15 protein-coding genes are annotated in these 17,970 nt (G+C 49.0%); 2 read left to right on the top strand and 13 right to left on the bottom strand.

Annotated elements, in window-relative coordinates:
* The first annotated feature begins 59 nt into the window (after positions 1 to 59).
* Positions 60 to 809 carry a 3',5'-cyclic-nucleotide phosphodiesterase gene (locus CWC33_RS02755; RefSeq protein WP_100690683.1) on the top strand — a complete coding sequence of 250 codons (750 nt, stop codon included), beginning with the start codon at positions 60 to 62 and terminating at the stop codon, positions 807 to 809.
* Positions 810 to 964: 155 nt separating this feature from the next.
* Here CWC33_RS02755 and CWC33_RS02760 read toward each other — a convergent pair whose 3' ends face one another.
* From CWC33_RS02760 to CWC33_RS02790, 7 genes are all read right to left on the bottom strand, one after another.
* The gene (locus CWC33_RS02760; RefSeq protein WP_100690684.1) at positions 965 to 1,489 is read right to left on the bottom strand and encodes a hypothetical protein; all 525 of its coding nucleotides are present in this window, start codon (positions 1,487 to 1,489) and stop codon (positions 965 to 967) included.
* 167 nt (positions 1,490 to 1,656) lie between these two features.
* Entirely contained in the window at positions 1,657 to 3,234 is a 1,578-nt protein-coding gene (gene guaA, locus CWC33_RS02765; protein ID WP_100690685.1) for a glutamine-hydrolyzing GMP synthase, read from the bottom strand.
* A gap of 11 nt (positions 3,235 to 3,245) precedes the next feature.
* The gene (guaB, locus tag CWC33_RS02770; RefSeq protein WP_100690686.1) at positions 3,246 to 4,715 is read right to left on the bottom strand and encodes an IMP dehydrogenase; all 1,470 of its coding nucleotides are present in this window, start codon (positions 4,713 to 4,715) and stop codon (positions 3,246 to 3,248) included.
* A gap of 230 nt (positions 4,716 to 4,945) precedes the next feature.
* Positions 4,946 to 5,311, bottom strand: a complete 366-nt coding sequence (locus CWC33_RS02775) for a hypothetical protein (protein ID WP_100690687.1) — start codon at positions 5,309 to 5,311, stop codon at positions 4,946 to 4,948.
* 20 nt (positions 5,312 to 5,331) lie between these two features.
* Positions 5,332 to 5,580 carry a type II toxin-antitoxin system BrnA family antitoxin gene (gene brnA, locus CWC33_RS02780; protein WP_100690688.1) on the bottom strand — a complete coding sequence of 83 codons (249 nt, stop codon included), beginning with the start codon at positions 5,578 to 5,580 and terminating at the stop codon, positions 5,332 to 5,334.
* Entirely contained in the window at positions 5,567 to 5,833 is a 267-nt protein-coding gene (locus CWC33_RS02785) for a BrnT family toxin (protein ID WP_100690689.1), read from the bottom strand. The genes brnA and CWC33_RS02785 overlap by 14 nt, the downstream gene beginning before the upstream one ends.
* Positions 5,834 to 5,981: 148 nt before the next feature.
* Positions 5,982 to 7,199, bottom strand: a complete 1,218-nt coding sequence (locus CWC33_RS02790; protein WP_100690690.1) for a hypothetical protein — start codon at positions 7,197 to 7,199, stop codon at positions 5,982 to 5,984.
* Positions 7,200 to 7,388: 189 nt separating this feature from the next.
* Here CWC33_RS02790 and CWC33_RS02795 point away from each other — a divergent pair, with 189 nt between their 5' ends.
* Positions 7,389 to 9,143, top strand: coding sequence for a DUF5666 domain-containing protein (locus CWC33_RS02795; protein ID WP_100690691.1), 1,755 nt, complete (start codon positions 7,389 to 7,391; stop codon positions 9,141 to 9,143).
* A gap of 139 nt (positions 9,144 to 9,282) precedes the next feature.
* Here CWC33_RS02795 and CWC33_RS02800 read toward each other — a convergent pair whose 3' ends face one another.
* Genes CWC33_RS02800 through CWC33_RS02825 form a run of 6 tightly spaced genes read right to left on the bottom strand, consistent with a single transcriptional unit; the run spans position 9,283 to position 17,730 of the window.
* Positions 9,283 to 10,464: a BCCT family transporter gene (locus CWC33_RS02800; RefSeq protein ID WP_100690692.1), complete on the bottom strand. Its 1,182-nt coding sequence runs from the start codon at positions 10,462 to 10,464 to the stop codon at positions 9,283 to 9,285.
* Positions 10,465 to 12,156: a choline dehydrogenase gene (betA, locus tag CWC33_RS02805; protein WP_100690693.1), complete on the bottom strand. Its 1,692-nt coding sequence runs from the start codon at positions 12,154 to 12,156 to the stop codon at positions 10,465 to 10,467. It abuts the gene before it with no gap.
* Entirely contained in the window at positions 12,156 to 13,592 is a 1,437-nt protein-coding gene (betB, locus tag CWC33_RS02810; RefSeq protein WP_442906206.1) for a betaine-aldehyde dehydrogenase, read from the bottom strand. Before betB ends, betA begins: the two co-directional genes overlap by 1 nt.
* Positions 13,593 to 13,639: 47 nt before the next feature.
* Positions 13,640 to 14,242 (bottom strand): transcriptional regulator BetI, encoded by a 603-nt coding sequence (gene betI / locus CWC33_RS02815; RefSeq protein ID WP_088768781.1) that lies wholly within the window; start codon positions 14,240 to 14,242, stop codon positions 13,640 to 13,642.
* Positions 14,243 to 14,249: 7 nt separating this feature from the next.
* Positions 14,250 to 15,311 (bottom strand): alkaline phosphatase D family protein, encoded by a 1,062-nt coding sequence (locus CWC33_RS02820; protein ID WP_100690695.1) that lies wholly within the window; start codon positions 15,309 to 15,311, stop codon positions 14,250 to 14,252.
* Between the two features lie 58 nt (positions 15,312 to 15,369).
* Positions 15,370 to 17,730: a TonB-dependent receptor domain-containing protein gene (locus CWC33_RS02825; protein WP_100690696.1), complete on the bottom strand. Its 2,361-nt coding sequence runs from the start codon at positions 17,728 to 17,730 to the stop codon at positions 15,370 to 15,372.
* Between the last annotated feature and the right edge of the window lie 240 nt (positions 17,731 to 17,970).

Raw genomic sequence — 17,970 nt, forward strand, 5'->3', positions numbered from 1 at the left:
CGGCTGTTTTTAAGTATGATACTCTTTCATCCCAGTGTACTCCAAGATGGGTGTCATTTGTGAATATTCAAGTGTTAGGTTGCAGTGGTGGATTGAGCGGCGACAACAAAAACGGCTCTACCTGCATTCAGTTGCGCTCCGATACAGTTATTGATGCCGGAACCGGTTTAAATCGATTAAGCCTTGCACAAATGCGGCAAATTCGTCATGTCTTTTTGACCCATTCCCACATGGATCACATTGCTGCATTACCAACGTTTCTTAGTAATCAGTACGATAGTAAGCACTTACCCGTTACGGTTCATGCCCTACCACACACCCTGACCAAACTGCGTGACAACATTTTTAACGGCGACATTTGGCCAGAGCTCAGCAGCATGACGGAAGGACCCAACGCTATTTTGCAGTTTGAAGAAATTCAACCGGGGCATTATGTCGAAATAGATAGCATGAGCATCCGCGCATTCGAGGTGGAGCACAGTGTGCCAACGGTCGGTTACAGCGTAAAAAGTGACGGGCAACATTTTGTCTTCTGCGCCGATACCATCGCCGGCGACGTGTTAACTCAACAATTAAACGAGCTAGGTGACATTGATACCTTGATGTTGGAATGCGCCTTTCCAGACGAGCTCATGGACGTCGCGCAGAAAACCAAACACATGACACCCAATTTATTGCAAGAAGCTTTAGCCAGTTTAAAGCAGCAGCCCGAAGAACTCTGGGTTACTCACCTAAAACCCAGCTACGAAACACAACTGCGAGATCTGCTAACAAAAACACCACCGCATAAAAATACGGTGGTGCTTTAATCTAATAACATCTGTGTAGCCTGACGTTATTACGTCAGGTGCTATGTCTAAAAAACATTAATACTGCTCAATTATTTCAGCGTTATTCAATGCGGAGAGATCGCACCTGATGCAATAGCATCAGGCTACAGCCCTCTCAATGCCTACATCAACGCTTAGAAGCTGTATGTAACGCCCAAGTGAACTTCGTTGTCGATGCTGTTGAAGTTACCGCGGAAACCAGCGTCAGCTGAGAAACGGTCGGTAAATGCATAACGTAAGCGCGCGCTAACCGATGCAAAGCCGTCTAACCCCCAGTCGTAACCCGCATCAACAATTGCAGTAGTCTGCTGACTTAGCTTAGTCATAGCGCCGATACCCGCATAAGCACTGGTGTCGTCGTAGTTGCCAAAGTCGTAATGGCTGACACCACCTTTTAAGAACGTATCGAACTGGCGATCAGCCCCCATATCCAGGAAATACTTAGCACCAGCGCGAAGTGAGTAGTCACCCATGTCAGTGAATTGCACTTCGCCCACCCAGTTTGGCGCGATAGTTTTTGAACCTTCTACATAAAAGTCTGAGTTGTAAAAGTCGTTAAAACCACCGCTAATATAGTCGACGCTGTCAGCATTACTCGCTGCAGAGAAGAAAAGCGAACCACTTGCAATTAGCGCTGTTGATAATACGAACTTTTTCATGACTTACCTCCTTGGTTACAATAATTCTATTATCGCACCTAAAAGGCTTTTCAACAGGCTTCTCACTGTAAAAGTTCGGTAAAATCGGGAGGTTCGCACCTGATGCAATAGCATCAGGCTACAACATAGTGCAGTAGCCTGACGTTATTACGTCAGGTGAGATCGTGCTATTCCCACTCTATCGTTGCCGGAGGCTTACCAGAGATGTCGTAAGTCACACGGGAGATGCCGTTAACTTCATTAATAATTCGGTTAGAGACTTTCTCCAATAGCTCGTAAGGCAGGTGTGCCCAACGTGCCGTCATGAAATCGATGGTCTCAACGGCACGAATAGCAATAACCCAGTCATACTTGCGCTGGTCCCCCATAACGCCGACTGAGCGCACCGGCAGGAACACGGCAAACGCCTGGCTGACTTTGTGATACCAGTCTGCATTGTGCAGCTCTTCAATGAAGATAGCATCAGCACGGCGCAACAGGTCGCAGTATTCTTTCTTAATTTCACCCAGTACGCGCACACCTAAACCTGGCCCTGGGAACGGATGGCGATACAGCATGTTGTATGGCAGACCAAGCTCCAGACCAATCTTGCGCACTTCGTCTTTAAACAATTCACGCAATGGCTCAACCAACTTCAAGCGCATGTCTTCAGGCAAGCCACCCACGTTGTGGTGTGACTTAATGACGTGTGCCTTACCGGTTTTTGAGCCCGCAGATTCAATCACGTCAGGGTAAATAGTCCCCTGCGCCAGCCAGTCGACTTCGGTCAGCTTACCCGCTTCTTCATCAAAAATTTCAATGAAGGTATTACCAATAATTTTGCGTTTTTTCTCTGGGTCATTTTCGCCTTTAAGCGCATCTAAAAAGCGATCTTCAGCGGCAATAGGAAGAATATTCAGGCCATAATGGTCACCAAACATTTCCATGACTTGCTCCGCTTCATTCAAACGCAGCAAACCATTGTCTACAAAAATACAGGTCAGCTGGTCGCCAATAGCACGGTGCAACAGCATTGCAGTTACCGACGAGTCAACACCGCCTGACAAGCCAAGAATCACCTTGTCGGTACCCACTTGTTCACGAATACGCTCTATCGCATCGTCAATAATTTTCGCTGGCGTCCATTGCTTTTCACAGCCGCAAATACCACTGACAAAGTGCTCCAGCATACGCATGCCCTGACGTGTATGCGTCACTTCCGGGTGAAACTGAACCCCGTAGAATTGACGCTCTTCATCCGCCATTGCCGCATAAGGGCAGTAAGAGGTTTTCGCCACTGTATGGAAGCCTTCAGGAATGGCTTCAACTTTATCACCATGACTCATCCAAACGTCCAATAAAGGAGCGCCGAACTCAGACACTGCGTCTTCAATAGCTTCGAACAACGGGCTCTTATCCACCAACTCAATTTGCGCGTAACCAAACTCACGCTCTAACGAGCATTGAACTGAACCGCCCAACTGGTGCGCCATGGTTTGCATGCCATAGCAGATACCAAATACGGGTACGCCCGCTTCAAATACATAGTCTGGCGCACGCGGAGAGCCTTCTTCGGCGACGCTTTCCGGACCACCGGAAAGAATAATGCCCTTCGGATTAAAATCCCGAATATCGGCTTCGTCTACGTCCCACGCCCACAGCTCACAATAGACGCCAATTTCGCGAATACGGCGGGCTATCAGCTGTGTGTACTGCGAGCCAAAATCTAAAATCAATATTCGGTGATCATGGATATCTCTAGTCATTCGTCATCCTGTTAAGAGCTGCGGTAGTTCGGTGCTTCTTTGGTAATATGCACGTCGTGTACGTGTGATTCGCCCATGCCTGCTGCCGTGACTTTCACGAACTGAGGCTTAGTGCGCATGTCTTCAATAGTCGGGCAACCGGTTAAGCCCATTGCCGAGCGCAGGCCGCCCATTTGCTGATGAATAATGGCTGAAATTGGGCCTTTGTAAGCTATGCGGCCTTCAATACCTTCCGGTACCAACTTGTCTGCTTCATTACTTTTCTGGAAGTAACGATCAGATGAGCCGTTGCTCTGGTTCATTGCGCCTAAGCTACCCATGCCACGGTAAGATTTATAGTAGCGGCCCTGGTAAAGCTCGACTTCACCCGGTGACTCTTCAGTACCCGCCAGCATGCTGCCAACCATAACGCAGTGCGCCCCAGCCGCCAGTGCTTTCGCAATATCGCCAGAGAAGCGAATGCCACCATCGGCTATAATAGGAACGCCAGAGCCCTTTAATGCATCGACAGCATCGCTGATGGCACTGATTTGCGGCACACCACAACCCGTAACAATACGCGTTGTACAAATAGAGCCTGGACCAATGCCTACTTTCACGGCATCGACGCCGGCTTCAACTAGGGCTTTTGCTCCTGCTGCTGTCGCAACGTTGCCGGCAATAATTTGTAAGTCAGGGTAGTCTTTACGTGTTTGCTTAACTCGGTCTAACACCCCTTGTGAGTGACCATGCGAGGTATCAATCAGCAGGACATCTACACCCGCTTCCACCAGCAGTTTAATGCGTTCTTCGGTACCAGCACCGACACCAACCGCAGCACCCACGCGCAAAGAACCCTTTTCGTCTTTACAGGCGTTCGGTTTGTTTTCAGCTTTTTCAAAGTCTTTCAGAGTTATCATACCCTTCAGCTTGAAAGCGTCATCCACAACCAGAATCTTTTCAATGCGATGTTTGTGCATAAGCTGAAGAATTTCTTCACTTTGTGCTGTTTCATGCACAGTCACCAGACGATCTTTACCGGTCATGACATGGCGAATCTCTTTCGCATCATCGTCTTCAAAGCGCGTATCTCGGCCAGTCACAATACCGACCAAGTCACCATTTTTCTCAACCACAGGAAAACCCTGAAAGCCATGTTCAGCAGTCAGTTCGTTAATTTCACCAATGGTTGTTGTCGGTTGAACAGTAACAGGGTCTGTGACCATGCCACTTTCGTATTTTTTAACCTTACGGACGTGTGCTGCCTGCTGTTCCGGCGTCATGTTTTTGTGGATAAAACCAATACCACCTTCTTGCGCCAGCGCAATTGCCAATGCCGATTCGGTAACGGTATCCATGGCGGCTGAAACCATTGGGATATTCATAGAAATTCCACGCGTTAATTGCGTGCGTAAATCAGCGGTATGGGGGAGAACTTCGGAATGACCGGGAACGAGCAGAACGTCGTCAAAGGTCAAGGCTTCTTGGGCAATTCGCAGCATGTGCAACACTCCGTGACTGGATTCATGTTGCGGGTGGATTTTACCCGTTTTGCGCAATTGACGCAAGTAGAAATTAGCAGTTGTCGTAGCCTGATGCTATTGCATCAGGTGCGATCTCGCCGTGTATCAACCAACGTATGAACCATTACACCATGGCGGTGTTAATAAATACCTCACCTGACGTAATAACGTCAGGCTACATCTTTATCGCATTCATTAATTTTCCTGCGTTACGGTATCCAACAAACGCCGCCTTTTAGTTGAGGTTTAGGCTCTGGAATAAACTGGCAGTTAGAAATGCCGGTTTTTGCGTCCTCTTTAGCCTTTTCATTGTACTTATAAATAGCGTCTAGTAGCGCTTGTTCATTAGTAATGGTTTCGCTGCTATACACCACATAGCCCTCCGGGCCGCCGCAGGCTTTCTTACCAACGGGCAATACTTTACAGCTTTCTACCGTTTGAGCCTTTGGCGTGCCAATCATCGCTTTTATGTCAGCCATAGTGACCGGCTCATCAACCTCAGTGCCGTTTGCCGACTGTGCGCTATTGCAGCCTGTCAAAACTAGTGCTGTCAATACAGCCAAAAGTCGCTTCATAAGTTCACCTATAATTTCGCTTACACTTGTTTCCCAATATTATGCTTTTCGATTTGCTCTAATCGCTCTGCCAGCCAAACTTTAATAATTGACTGGCGAGTCACCCCAATACGCGCTGCTTCCTCATCCAAAGACTCAAGCATCCATTCAGGAAAATCAACATTCACGCGCTTTTGTTTACGCATAGGTCTTTTAGCCTTTTCAAACTCAAGTTCATCTATAACGTCTTCGTCAGAGTCAAACTTTTCGTCAAATTCACTCGCTTTCATAAAGCTTCACCTCACTAATCCTTGAGCGCCGCACAGATATTATTCTAATAACCTCACGCCGATAAGTGACTACTGCTGACCAGTGCTTTCCCTTGTACTTGGCTATTATTAAATAACGCTTCTCATCTTTTGTTTTAGCTGGAATTTCAAGCAGCTCAGAGTCATTCCATAGATGTTGAGCTGAATAAAAATCAATCCCATGCTTTTGGAGGTTTGATAAACTCTTGCCGCTATCAAATTCAAACTTCAACATTAAACATATACCATATAAGTATAAAAATTAAATAAATATGGTATTTATTTTATTGCTGAAGGTATTTAGGAAAGTGACTACCCGACTGGCATTATAACTATGACAACGAAACCTGAGGCATATAGCCCCAGGTCACAAGAGAAGAATGTTACAGGCGATTAAAGGCGACACCGCCCTCGCCGGTAATGGTTATCGTCATCGTATCACCGTCAATTGCAACACTATCAATGGGTAATGTCGATGCGAGAGTGTCACCACTGGTGTCGACCGTAATATCAAACGTTAATGTACCATTGTCTGCAGAGTACTCGTAAGTGCCATATTCAAGTCCGACTCCGCCATCTTCGGCGGTAGCTTGGACCGCTGAGAAAACACCATCCTCACGGAAAATAAACAACACTTCTTCACCAGAGCCATCATTCAGTTGCCAGCCACCCACAATACTCGAGGCGCTATCAATTCGAGTAAAGGTTGACTCCAGTCCATCCGTTGAAGGCACTATGACCATGGTAGACTCACCCACATTAACGGTTACCTCACCGGCATCACTCAGGCCCGCATCACCGTTAGTGTCAGCAATGAGCTCTCCTGTAAGCTTTCTCAACTCATAAGTATAAGAGCCGTATTCATAACCACTGCCGGTCTCTACATTCTCTACTTCAATTTCGTAATAGTAGCCGTCATCTCTGAAGGCTAAGAATACATCGGTAACATCCTCATATTCTTCATCTCGTTCTGTCTCGTACCAGGCTCCAACAATAGAAGGCGGTGTCGCACCAGCTTCTTCCAGCGTTTCGGACAAGTGAGCCACCGCTTCTTCGGCCGTAACCAGCCCATCCACCGCAGTATCTTGACCGCCATTTGTCACAAAGCTTTGTACTGACGCATTATTTGCGAATTCTTCCACGGTCACATAAAAATCAATGTCATTGGTTGCGACGTCCGCCGCAGTTTCAGAAATACCAATACCATTGGATGGATCTTGATCCACGTCCAGCGACAATAACAGCCGCACCATGTTAACAACGGCGTCGTCATCAATAGAGCTCGCCCCCAATACCTCTACTGGCGTCACCGTTGCCTGCGCATCGGTCGCCGGGAACACTAACTCACCTATAGAAAAGGTGACTTGTTCACCCTCCTGGTACTCAAACTCGCCGGCATCATTGGTCACGCCACTTTGAGTTTCAGTTTCAAAGCTGACGTTGCCCACTTCGGCATCAAGAAACACACCCGTCTGAGTCTGGACTGTGCCGCCCGTATTATCATCTCCACCGCTGTCCGACGTATTATCGCTCGAGTCTGAGCCACAGCCAGCTAACGCAAAAGCCGCCGCCAACGAAAGTAAAGCCAGTTTATTCTTCATTATTTTTCTCCATGTATGTGCTGTTCACTTTTTGAACATAGGCTCTAATTCAGAAAAGCGCAAAGTTTGCTGAAATATTTTGTAACATTTGCATAACGTAGTAGTTACTCAAATTTGTCAATGACATAGCTGCAGTACTTCATCTACATTGGGTATTACTTAACCAAACGTAATAATGAGGTAATACGCATGCGTTTTAAGCACTCTCTTTTAGTTTTAGCCATTGCAGGTGCTCTGTCTGCTTGTGGCGGATCAAGCGACTCATCCACTCCAGACAGCAACACTGGCGGTGACGATACCGGTGGTGACAATACCGGCAGTACGACCACAGTTGTAACCGAAGGTGTCATTACCGGTTTTGGTAGTGTTTATGTAAACGGCCAGCGTTATGGCTCTGACAATGCAGCTATTGCCGTTGGTAACTCACCGGCTGCAGACGAAGCACAACTGAGAGTAGGTATGGTAGTGACTGTTGCGGCTTCGGCCTCTGACAATGGAGAAGACCCGGAAGCGGAACAAATTATCTATGAAGAGAGTTTGCAGGGTCCTGTTGCGTTTATTGACCGAGAAGCTGAACAAATTGAAGTCCTTGGTCAAACCGTTATTTATGATGACTTAACCGAATTTGAAGCAACCGACCTAAATACCTTAACCGTTGGCGACTTTGTTGAAATAAGCGGATACGTTAATGAAAACGGCAATTTCTACGCCACATTAGTTGAGTTGGAAGACGACGAAACGGAAGTAAAACTGAAAGGTAACATTGCTAATTTAGACACCGACGCTCAAACGTTCACATTAGGCGAGTTGACCATCAATTATTCAACCGCTGAATTTGATGACATGACGATGGACGATCTCGCTGACGGGTTATTTGTGAAAGTAGAAGGCGAGACTTTTGACAGCGAGACCATGACCCTTACCGCGGACGAAGTCGAAAGCAAAGAGCAAAGTGACATTGACGAAGACACTGACGAAGTCACTATTGCCGGTATCGTTAAAAACTATGATGAAGAAGCCGGTACTTTCTCCGTGAACCAATATGACTTTGTAGTCAGCGACAGCACAGAATTTGAAGACGGCACCGCCGACACGCTAGCTAACGGTATTATTGTTAAAGTGGAAGCCGTATTAGACGGAGAGCAACTGGTTGCCGAGGAAGTCGAATTCAAAGCACGAGATGCACGCAGCAAAGTCGAAGGTCAAGTGACCGACATTGACACAGAAGCCATGACATTTGTGCTCAATAACACTACCTTCACCGTCACATCAGAAACGCAATATGAAGACGAGTCAGACTTAGACGAACGCCGTTTCACGTTCGACAATATTGAGGTTAACGACTGGTTGAAAGTCATTTCCCGCCAAGACGAAGAAGGCAACGCAATTGCTTTGAAAGTTAAGCGCATCAATGAAGAGGCACGTGAAGGCGAAGTGAAAGGTCGCGCAGCTGACGTAACCGAGGACGGTATGACCGTTGCCAACGTTGCGGTCACCTTTGATGACAATACTGAGTTTGAGAACGACGACGGCAGCCTTTCTTTAGAGCGATTCGTCGCGCTAGCCGAAACTCAAAATGCTGTTATCGTTGAAGTGGAAGGCGAATACGTTGACGGTTCACTCGTTGCCGCTGAAGTGGACGTTGAAAACGTGAGCGGAGGTGATGACGATGATGACGACCGCCCTGACAATACCGGCAAAGCCGAGTTCAAAGGTGCGATTGAGTCCATCGAAGGCGATTTAATTTTCGTGAACGGAAAAGAGCTTCGCTTCACTGATGACACAGAGTTTGAGCTCAACGACGAAAACGTCGACCTTCAAACGTTTTATAACGCCCTCGAAGTTGGCACTGTCATTGAAATAGAAGGTGTCTGGGTAGATGAAACTTACATTGAGGTAAAAGAAGCCGAAGTCGAAAACGAAGAGGACGACAGCGAAGAGTAGCCGTAAAGCATATGTAGCCTGACGTTATTACGTCAGGTGGGATGCCAAAACAGCCACCATAATGAATCACTTAATGTGGTGCGGCTGCACCGGAAAAATCTCACCTGATGCAATAGCATCAGGCTACGACAACATCAGTTTAAAATAACCTATTCGCTGCGGGCAATTTCGAGCGCTTATCTTTAAAAGCCAGAGCGTAAATTACGCAGCATACACCAATGCCAATGACCAGCGCGCCCACCCATTGAATGCGAATAAATTCAAGGCTAAACAGAACGGTTAAGCTAACTATGAGAAAAGCATGCAGCGCGAAATAGCGCGGCTTACCAAGGCGGCTGACGGTTAGGTTCAAATTATCGGAATACAGGCGAATCAGTGAATCCAGGGAGTTCAATACAAACACCACGCCAACACCAACCATTATGCGGTTTATCCAGCCGGAGGTATCAATGCCTTTGGTATGAAACAAGTACAACACGCTGAACCACAAGCCCAGCGACAGCGACGGCCAGACCAGCATATTCACCAACAACGTAACCGTCTTCATATTGCCCACGAAGCGCGCGGTAAACTGACCAATCATGATGCTCCAGGCAAACCACCAGAACAGGTAAAACGCATGGTAGTCGTTAATGGGCAAAACAAACCGCTGTAAATGCGTAAAGTAATCACTCAGTAACGGCAACGTTTGCAGATAGTCAGCAGCTTCCACATTCGGCTGCGCCACCACGTAACTGCCAAGCCCTGCAATCAGCGCTAAAAACAGCGCACCGGACGACACACTCAGCACCTTCACAAAGCGCAGTTCGGTGCTTGAGTAAACCGCCGCACAAATGGTGAGCGTCACTAGCCCGGCAAACAGCCATGGAAAGCCAGAATCTGGAGCAAAGGCAGGCAAGTACCAACTTAAATTGGCAAACAGCAAGTGCGCCGTAAACGCGCAGGTGCCAATAATGACAATGTTGTTCACCCACTTCACCCAAGTTATTTCAAAGAAGCGGAGTTTGGGCTCCAATGCGCAGAAATAGAAGCAGGTAACAAAGTAAATCGCCCAGACCATAAAGCCCCAAAAACCAAACTCTATGGCTAACGGATTGGCAAAGGCGTATTCACTGTTCTCTTTGAGGTTCTCATACACCGGAAACTCGGTGAGCGGGAACATGATGAGTCCCACATCCAGCCCCGAGGTAAATAAAATAGCGACAAACACTAACGTTGATACCGGAATTTTTCCCTGCAGCGGCATTGCGCCCCAGCGCCACAAAATGAGCAGTACTAAAGCCATGAACAGGATCATTCCGGCGCCCACTAAGGTTAGCATTTAACGCACCTCTCGTTGTTGCTTACCCTGACGCTGACGTTGCTGCCATTGTTCGTCCATCACCACTTTCACATTTGCTGCATCGGCGGCTTCGCCAAAGCGAATTAAATCGGCGGCTCGTTCAGCCAACATAATGGTTGGTGCGTTCAGGTTGCCATTTGGAATGGTCGGGAATAAAGACGAGTCGACAACACGGAGTCCTTGCAGTCCCCGTACTCGGGTCGTCGGATCCACGACCGCTTGCTCGTCATCTTCGGCGCCCATACGACAGGTACCGCACGGGTGATAAGCGCTTTCCACCGCGCCACGAATAAAGGCATCAATCTCTTCATCCGTTTGAACCGAAGCGCCCGGTTGAATCTCTTCCCCGCGATACTTGTCCATCGCCGGCTGAGCAATAATCTCCCGAGACAGCCGCACACAAGCGCGAAACGCCTCAATATCTTCCGGCTCTTGCAAGTAGTTAAACTGAATTTTTGGGGCTTCTGTCGGGTCTGCCGACACCGCGCGTATCCAGCCACGGCTCTTCGGTTTATTGTGACCAATATGAAGCTGAAAGCCGTCACCGTCGAAGGCACTGCGCCCATCGTAGCGCATGGCTGCGGGCAAGAAGTGATATTGCAGGTCAGGCCATTCGATGCCCTTCTTCGAGCGAATGAACCCGCAAGATTCAAAATGGTTGGTCGCGCCCAAGCCAGTTTTAAACAGGATCCAACGCACACCAATGGCTAATTTACTCAATGGACCCAGCTTACGGTTCAAGCTAACCGGCTGCTTACACTGATACTGAAAGTAAAACTCCAGATGATCCTGCAGGTTTTCACCCACGCCCGGCAACTCATGTTGCAGCTCAATGCCCGCGTCTTTCAGTACGTTTGCCGGGCCAATACCGGACAACTGCAGTAAGTGCGGCGAGCCAACAGAGCCCGCGCTCAGGACGACTTCATCGCGACAGTCAAAGCGCTTAACCTTGCCTTTTTGCAGTAACTCGACACCAACCGAACGTTTACCTTCCAGCAATACACGTTTAACCAACACACCGGTTTTCACCGTCAAATTGGAACGCTCCATGGCTGGCCGTAAATACGCGTTAGCCGTCGACCAGCGACGGCCATTTTTAACCGTCATGTGCATTGCGCCAAAACCTTCCTGCTGCGCACCGTTATAGTCATCGGTATGCCAATAGCCGGCCTGCTCACCCGCTTCAACAAACGCACTATAAAGTGGATTTTGCATGTTATTGCCGTTATTAACCGACAACGGTCCGCCAACACTGCGATATTTGTCTTCCCCAAAGGCCCAGTCATCGGCCTTTTTAAAGTATGGCAGGCAGTGCTGATAGTCCCAGCCCTCGGCGCCATGCTCAGCCCACTCGTCAAAGTCACGCGCGTGGCCGCGCACATACACCATTCCGTTAATCGATGACGAGCCACCCAGCACCTTGCCGCGCGGACAGTGCATGCGGCGGTTATCTAAATATGGCTCTGGTTCGGTATGAAACTGCCAGGCGTATTTTTTTGTGTTCATCGGTATCGACAACGCCGTCGGCATTTGAATAAAAATGCTTTTATCCGAGCCGCCGGTTTCCAGCAACAGTACGCTTTTGTCTGCGTCCTCTGTCAGCCGGTTCGCCAATACACAGCCGGCCGAGCCGGCCCCGACAATAATGTAATCGTACTGCTCAACCGACATTAAAATGGCCCCTGCAACGTCTCCATGCCCACATACACCGACTTGGTCTGTGTGTAAGACTTCAGCGTTTCAACGCCGTTTTCGCGGCCAATGCCGGACAGTTTATAGCCACCCACCGGCATTTCCGCCGGCGAATTGCCCCAGGCGTTGATCCAGCAAATGCCCGCCTGCATTTGTGCAATCACACGGTGCGCGCGGCGAATGTCTTTGGTAAACACGCCGGCCGCTAAGCCGTATTCGGTATCGTTCGCCTGGCGTACAACCTCGTCTTCGTCGGTAAAGGTCATGACCGACATCACCGGGCCAAAAATTTCTTCACGACAAATGGTCATGTCGTTATGGCAGTCAGCAAAAATGGTGGGCTCAACAAAGTAGCCATTTTCACAGCCCTCAGGCGTCACCGCGTTACCGCCGTAAACCAATTTAGCGCCTTCCTGCTTGCCTTTCTCGATGTACTCTAAAACCAGTTGCTGATGCTTTTCCGATATCAGCGCACCCAAATTGGTTTTCGCATCCATCGGTTCGCCAATCACAATATTCTTGCGTGTACGTTCCACCAAGCGCTCCATAAACCGGTCATACACCGACTCATGCACAAAAACGCGCGTACCGTTGGTGCACACCTCACCCTGCGTGTAAAAGTTGGCCATCATGGCGCCAGTGACCGCTTCTTCAACATCCGCATCGTCAAACACAATTAAGGGTGACTTGCCGCCAAGCTCCATAGTGACTTGCTTAAGCGTACCGGCAGCCGCCGCCATGACTTTTTTACCGGTACCCACTTCACCGGTTAACGACACCTTGGCAATGTCCGGATGCGCCGTTAGAAAGCGACCTACCTCGGCATCCCCCTGCACCACATTAAACACACCGTCCGGTACACCCGCTTCGGTGAATATCTCTGCTAACTTAGCCGCGCCGCGAGGGGTTTCCTCTGACGGTTTAAAAATCATGGCGTTACCGGCCGCCAGTGCAGCAGCTGACTTCCAGCAGGCTATTTGAATTGGGTAGTTCCAGGCACCAATACCAAAACACACACCCAGCGGCTCATGACGGGTATAGAAAAAGTCGTCACCCACCGGTTGTTGCGCGCCCATCATCGACGGCGCTAAATTCGCAAAGTACTCAATCGAGTCGGCACCGGTCTGAACATCTACCTCAACCGCTTCCTGCCACGGTTTCCCGGTATCCTGAACTTCGTACTTCGCCAACTCGTCATTACGCTCACGCAATAAACGCGCGGCTTTTTGCAGAATGCGTGCCCGCTCTACCGCCGGCGTCTTTGACCACTTTTCGAAACCTTGCTTAGCACTCTTTATTGCCTGTAGCATCATCGCTTCACCGGCCTGTTCAACCCGGTAAATGACCTCACCGGTTGCCGGGTATCGCACATCAAAACTGCGGCTTTCGTCGCCGTTAACGTAGTGCCCATCAATAAAGTTTTTAAGCGAAAAGTTGGTCAAGGTACACTCCTTAAAACAAGTTACGGGTTACTGCCCCCGGAGTCGGCATCCACTCCATGCAGGCGTAACGTATCCAAAATAAAGTTTTTACAGTAATCTTTCGCGACATCAAAGCCGCGGTCAGCGCGCAAACTCAGCGCGCTTCGCAGCCAAAACCCATCAATCAGCGCCGCGGTCATCTGGGCGGCGTCGTGCGCTGCTTCACGCGGCAATAATTGACGATAGCTGTAACGTAGGTTGGTCAATAAGCGTCGCTTATTCACCTCCTGCAAGCGCGACAAATCGGCGTCGTGCATTGACTCGCCCCAAAAGCTCAGCCAGGTTTTGGTGCTGGGCAACGACTGCTGAATGTCGGCAAAGTTTAAATCGACAATTTTCATCAGCCGCTCAATAGGGTCAGCCGGCGACTGCTCTAACTTCAGCCGCGACAACAAATAACGGACCGTGGCTTCAATCAGCGCCTGTTTCCCACCAAAGTAATGACTGATAATGCCGGACGACAACCCGGCTTTTTTCGCAATCAAACTGATGGTCGCTGACTTTAACCCCACTTCGGCAACCACCTCGATGGTTGCGTCTATCAACTGTTGCCGGCGCACCGGCTGCATGCCAATTTTGGGCATCGCGCTATTACTCCTTGTATGGCTCCAACGTCGACAAGCGGAAGCGGTGCTCATTCACCACTTCGCCGTCAACATTCTTCAGACTGAGCGATACTAAGGGATCTTCTAAACTCCAATCAATGTTTATACTGCCGTAATTAACATTTGCCGTGTATTGTCCAATACGATGCTTGTTCGGACTGACCTGTTTCCACTCCTGTGTCAGACCTGAGCTGGTCACTTCCCACAGTGGATAATCCAGGTTTTCATCGTAATAGCTGACTTCGCCCCAGTGAGTGTCACCACTGACTAAAATCACACCATTCACTTGGTGTTTTTTAATTAAGTCGAACAACCGCTGGCGGTCGCCCGGAAAGTTCGCCCAGGCTTCCCAACCGGTAAAGTCGGCTAATAACTGCAAGCTGGAGGCAATAATTTTGACGCGAGCCGTTTTTTTTAACTCTTCTTCCAGCCACTGCCATTGTTTCTCGCCCAGCATCGACTTCGACATATCGTCGTGAGCAATGTACGGACCGAGGTTGTTTGGCGCACGCTCATTGGCGTACTCTTCGCGCGACACGTGTTTCATGTCATCACGGTTCCAGCGCAAATCGGGCATTATGACGTGAATACGCTGCTCGCCTTCGCCATACATTTTTGAGGTGTAAATACCGTCAGGGCGTGTGCGACGAGGTGAGTCTTCCTCCGCCCCCCAGAAGTCCAGCATAATCTGGCGTGAGGCTTCTTTTTTCGGGTAGTCTTTACCCGCATCGTTCGCGCCAAAGTCGTGGTCATCCCAAATCGCCATCACGTTCGTGTTATTCACTAACGTCTGAAAACGTTCTTTCGAACCCAGCTTTTCATATTTATTGCGCAGCACCGTCATATCTTCAGTGTCGCCATAAATATTGTCGCCCAGGAACAAAAAAGCATCCGGTTTATCGGCAATAACGCTGTCCAGAATCGGCATGTCATGATCCTGGTGCGAGCAGGAGCCAAAGGCAATATGCGACACACTTTGCTGTGCATTCGCTGCCGTAGAAACGACAGCGCCCGATAACAGTCCCAGAAAAATCAGTGTTTTCTTCATTGGTTCACCTATGAAGTGATCAGGGGCTGACAACCAGCCCCTGCGCTTAACGCGTTTTTTAGAATGTGAACTTAGCGTTCAAGGCAGCCACACGCGGTGCGCCAATCCAGGCCGCTCCCGGTGCAATCGTACCTAAGTAACGCTCGTCAAACACATTGTTGATGGTAAAGCGTAACTCCATCGAGTCGATAGCGTTACCAACATTATAAACCGCGGTTCCCAGATAGAAGTCGCTCGTTGTATAAGAGTCAACCACCTGAGTGTTGGCCTGGTCCATGTAACGCTCACCCACATATTTGGTGCTGAAGCCAGCGAAATAGCCGTCGCTCTTGTAGTCAAAGCTAATGGCAGCCATGTCTTCGGCACTACCAATAACGGTGTTACCCGCCGCGGCTTTGTCGACGTAAGTCGAGTCGTTCTTGGTGTACGACACGTAAACGCCCCAGTTGTCGTTTAGCTGATAATCAAGCGACGCTTCAATACCGTTCGACTCAACACCACCGTCGTTCACATAACCACCGGCAGCCGCTTCTAAGAAGTCGATGCCATCAACATCTTCGTTGCTGATAAAGGTAATGCGGTTATCAAAGGTAATGTCGTAATACGTTAAGCTGGCGTTCAGACCCGGCGACGAATAACGCAGACCTAAGTCAATGTTATCCGCACGCTCTGGCTCAACCACGCTCAAGTCAGTGTCGTCACGCTCAAGTACTGCATCTTTTATTGCCGCAAAGTTTTCTGCGTAGCCACCGAACACTTCCAGACCACGAACGCCCGGCACCGGTGCGACAAAACCGGCTGAGAACAGTACGTCAGAGCTTGAGTCGACGTCTAAGTTGTTGTCGCTGTTAAACAAGTCATTTTTCGCAACGTCGACATCGAACTTCTTGGCGCCCACACGGAATTTCGCGAAGCCAGCGTCCAGTTCGTTCTCAACGTACGCCATTAACGTATCTACCGGGAATTCGCGGTTGTACTGAATCCAGTAAGGATTGTTTTCCCAACGAGCACTGGTTGCTGAATCGATCAGTTTGTGCCAGCTACGGTATTCTTCACGCTCGTAATCTTCATACCAGAAGCCACCGCGTAAGGTGTTTGGCATGTCGGCAATGGTGGTGTCCCAAATGAAGTCACCATTCACGCCGTAACGATCTTTGTTGTAGTTGGTGTGACGATGCGACGATACTGGAATAGCGCCTGAGCCATAGCAGTCCGGGTCTAATGCAGCGCCTGCGCCGCCATAAGGGTAAGTAATTGAGCTTTCACAACCGGCTTGCGGCTGCAAAGACTGGCCGTCACGGTTCACAAAGTAAATTTGGCCCAGTGAAGAACCGCCCTCTGCCGTGGTGCTTGGGTCTAACTCTGAGTGCGGGTTGCCAGCACCATCGTCAGTCACGTCAACAACATAGTAAGGGATCCAGTCGCCGCGACCTTCGTTGTGGTGGTAATACACATTACCCTTTAACGTTACGTTGCTGATCATGGTTTGTGCTTTTAGGTAACCAAATAAGTTTTCACGGTGCGTTACCCAGCCTTTACGCCATGCCTGATCCTGGTATGGAACGCCGGTCCAGTTTGGTACCAAACCGTCCCACTGTTTGTTTTGTTCAAACTGGCTCACGCCGTACACACGCTGATACGTGTATTCGCGGGCATCGTCATAAGTCACGTAACCTTCCAGATCAACGTCGCCCAGACGGCTGATGAGTTTACCGGCAAAGTGGTCACGCGTGTTGGTTGCGACTTCGTCCATCCAGTCGGTGTTTTCTTGCGTTGAGAAGCTTACCCAACCGTACGTGTCGCGCGCCAGCTCACCCGTTTCATAGCGAGCGTAAATTTTCTGTGCGTTGTTTTCGCCTAATGTCGCGCTGACGACCGCTTTTTCTTCAAAGCCCGGGTCAATGGTACGGAAGTCCAAGGTGCCGCCTAGCGCTTCGTGTGAGCGCGAGCTAATGTCTGAGGTGCCCTGAGAGACGTCGACGCCCTGCAGGTTTTCAGTGTCGATAAAACGGTTTGCTTTGGTACCACCACCGTAGTTTGAGTTACCGTTAGAAATGCCATCAACGGTCATGCCAATTTGTTGTTGGCTCAGGTCAATTGAGAAGCCACGCATTGAGATGCTGGTTGACCATTCATCAGAGCCGAACGGGTCACCTTCGTTGATTAATACGCCCGGTAGGTTATCAACAACCGCCAATGCGCTGGTCATTGAGGTTTGCTGCAACTTCATTTCTTCCGCAGTGGCATTATTCGCGTAAGAAACGCTGCGCCCAGTCACCTGGATTTGCTCTATGTCTTGTGCTTTTTTCTTATCGTCATTTGCAGTTTGTTCTTCCTGCTGAGCAAGCGTAGGAGCGCTTAACACAGAAAAAACGGAGAGTGCCAGTAAACTGGGCTTCATTGGTACAGATAACTTCATTTCATTAAGTCCTATTGTAGTTTTAGAGACGTATCTAAGACTAGTGAGTGAATGTTACAGTCGCGTTTATTTTAATTGACCGTTCAATTAAAATCAAATGACAGAAAAAAGACAGAAGGAAATACGACGCAGCCTGACGTTATTTACGTCAGGTGGATTGACGGGAATTACCACCGTAAATGAGTGATATCGGTGTGGTTTGCTATATCGGAGAGATCGCACCTGATGCGATAGCATCAG

The organism is Idiomarina sp. X4, assembly GCF_002808045.1.
Classification (GTDB): Bacteria; Pseudomonadota; Gammaproteobacteria; order Enterobacterales; family Alteromonadaceae; genus Idiomarina.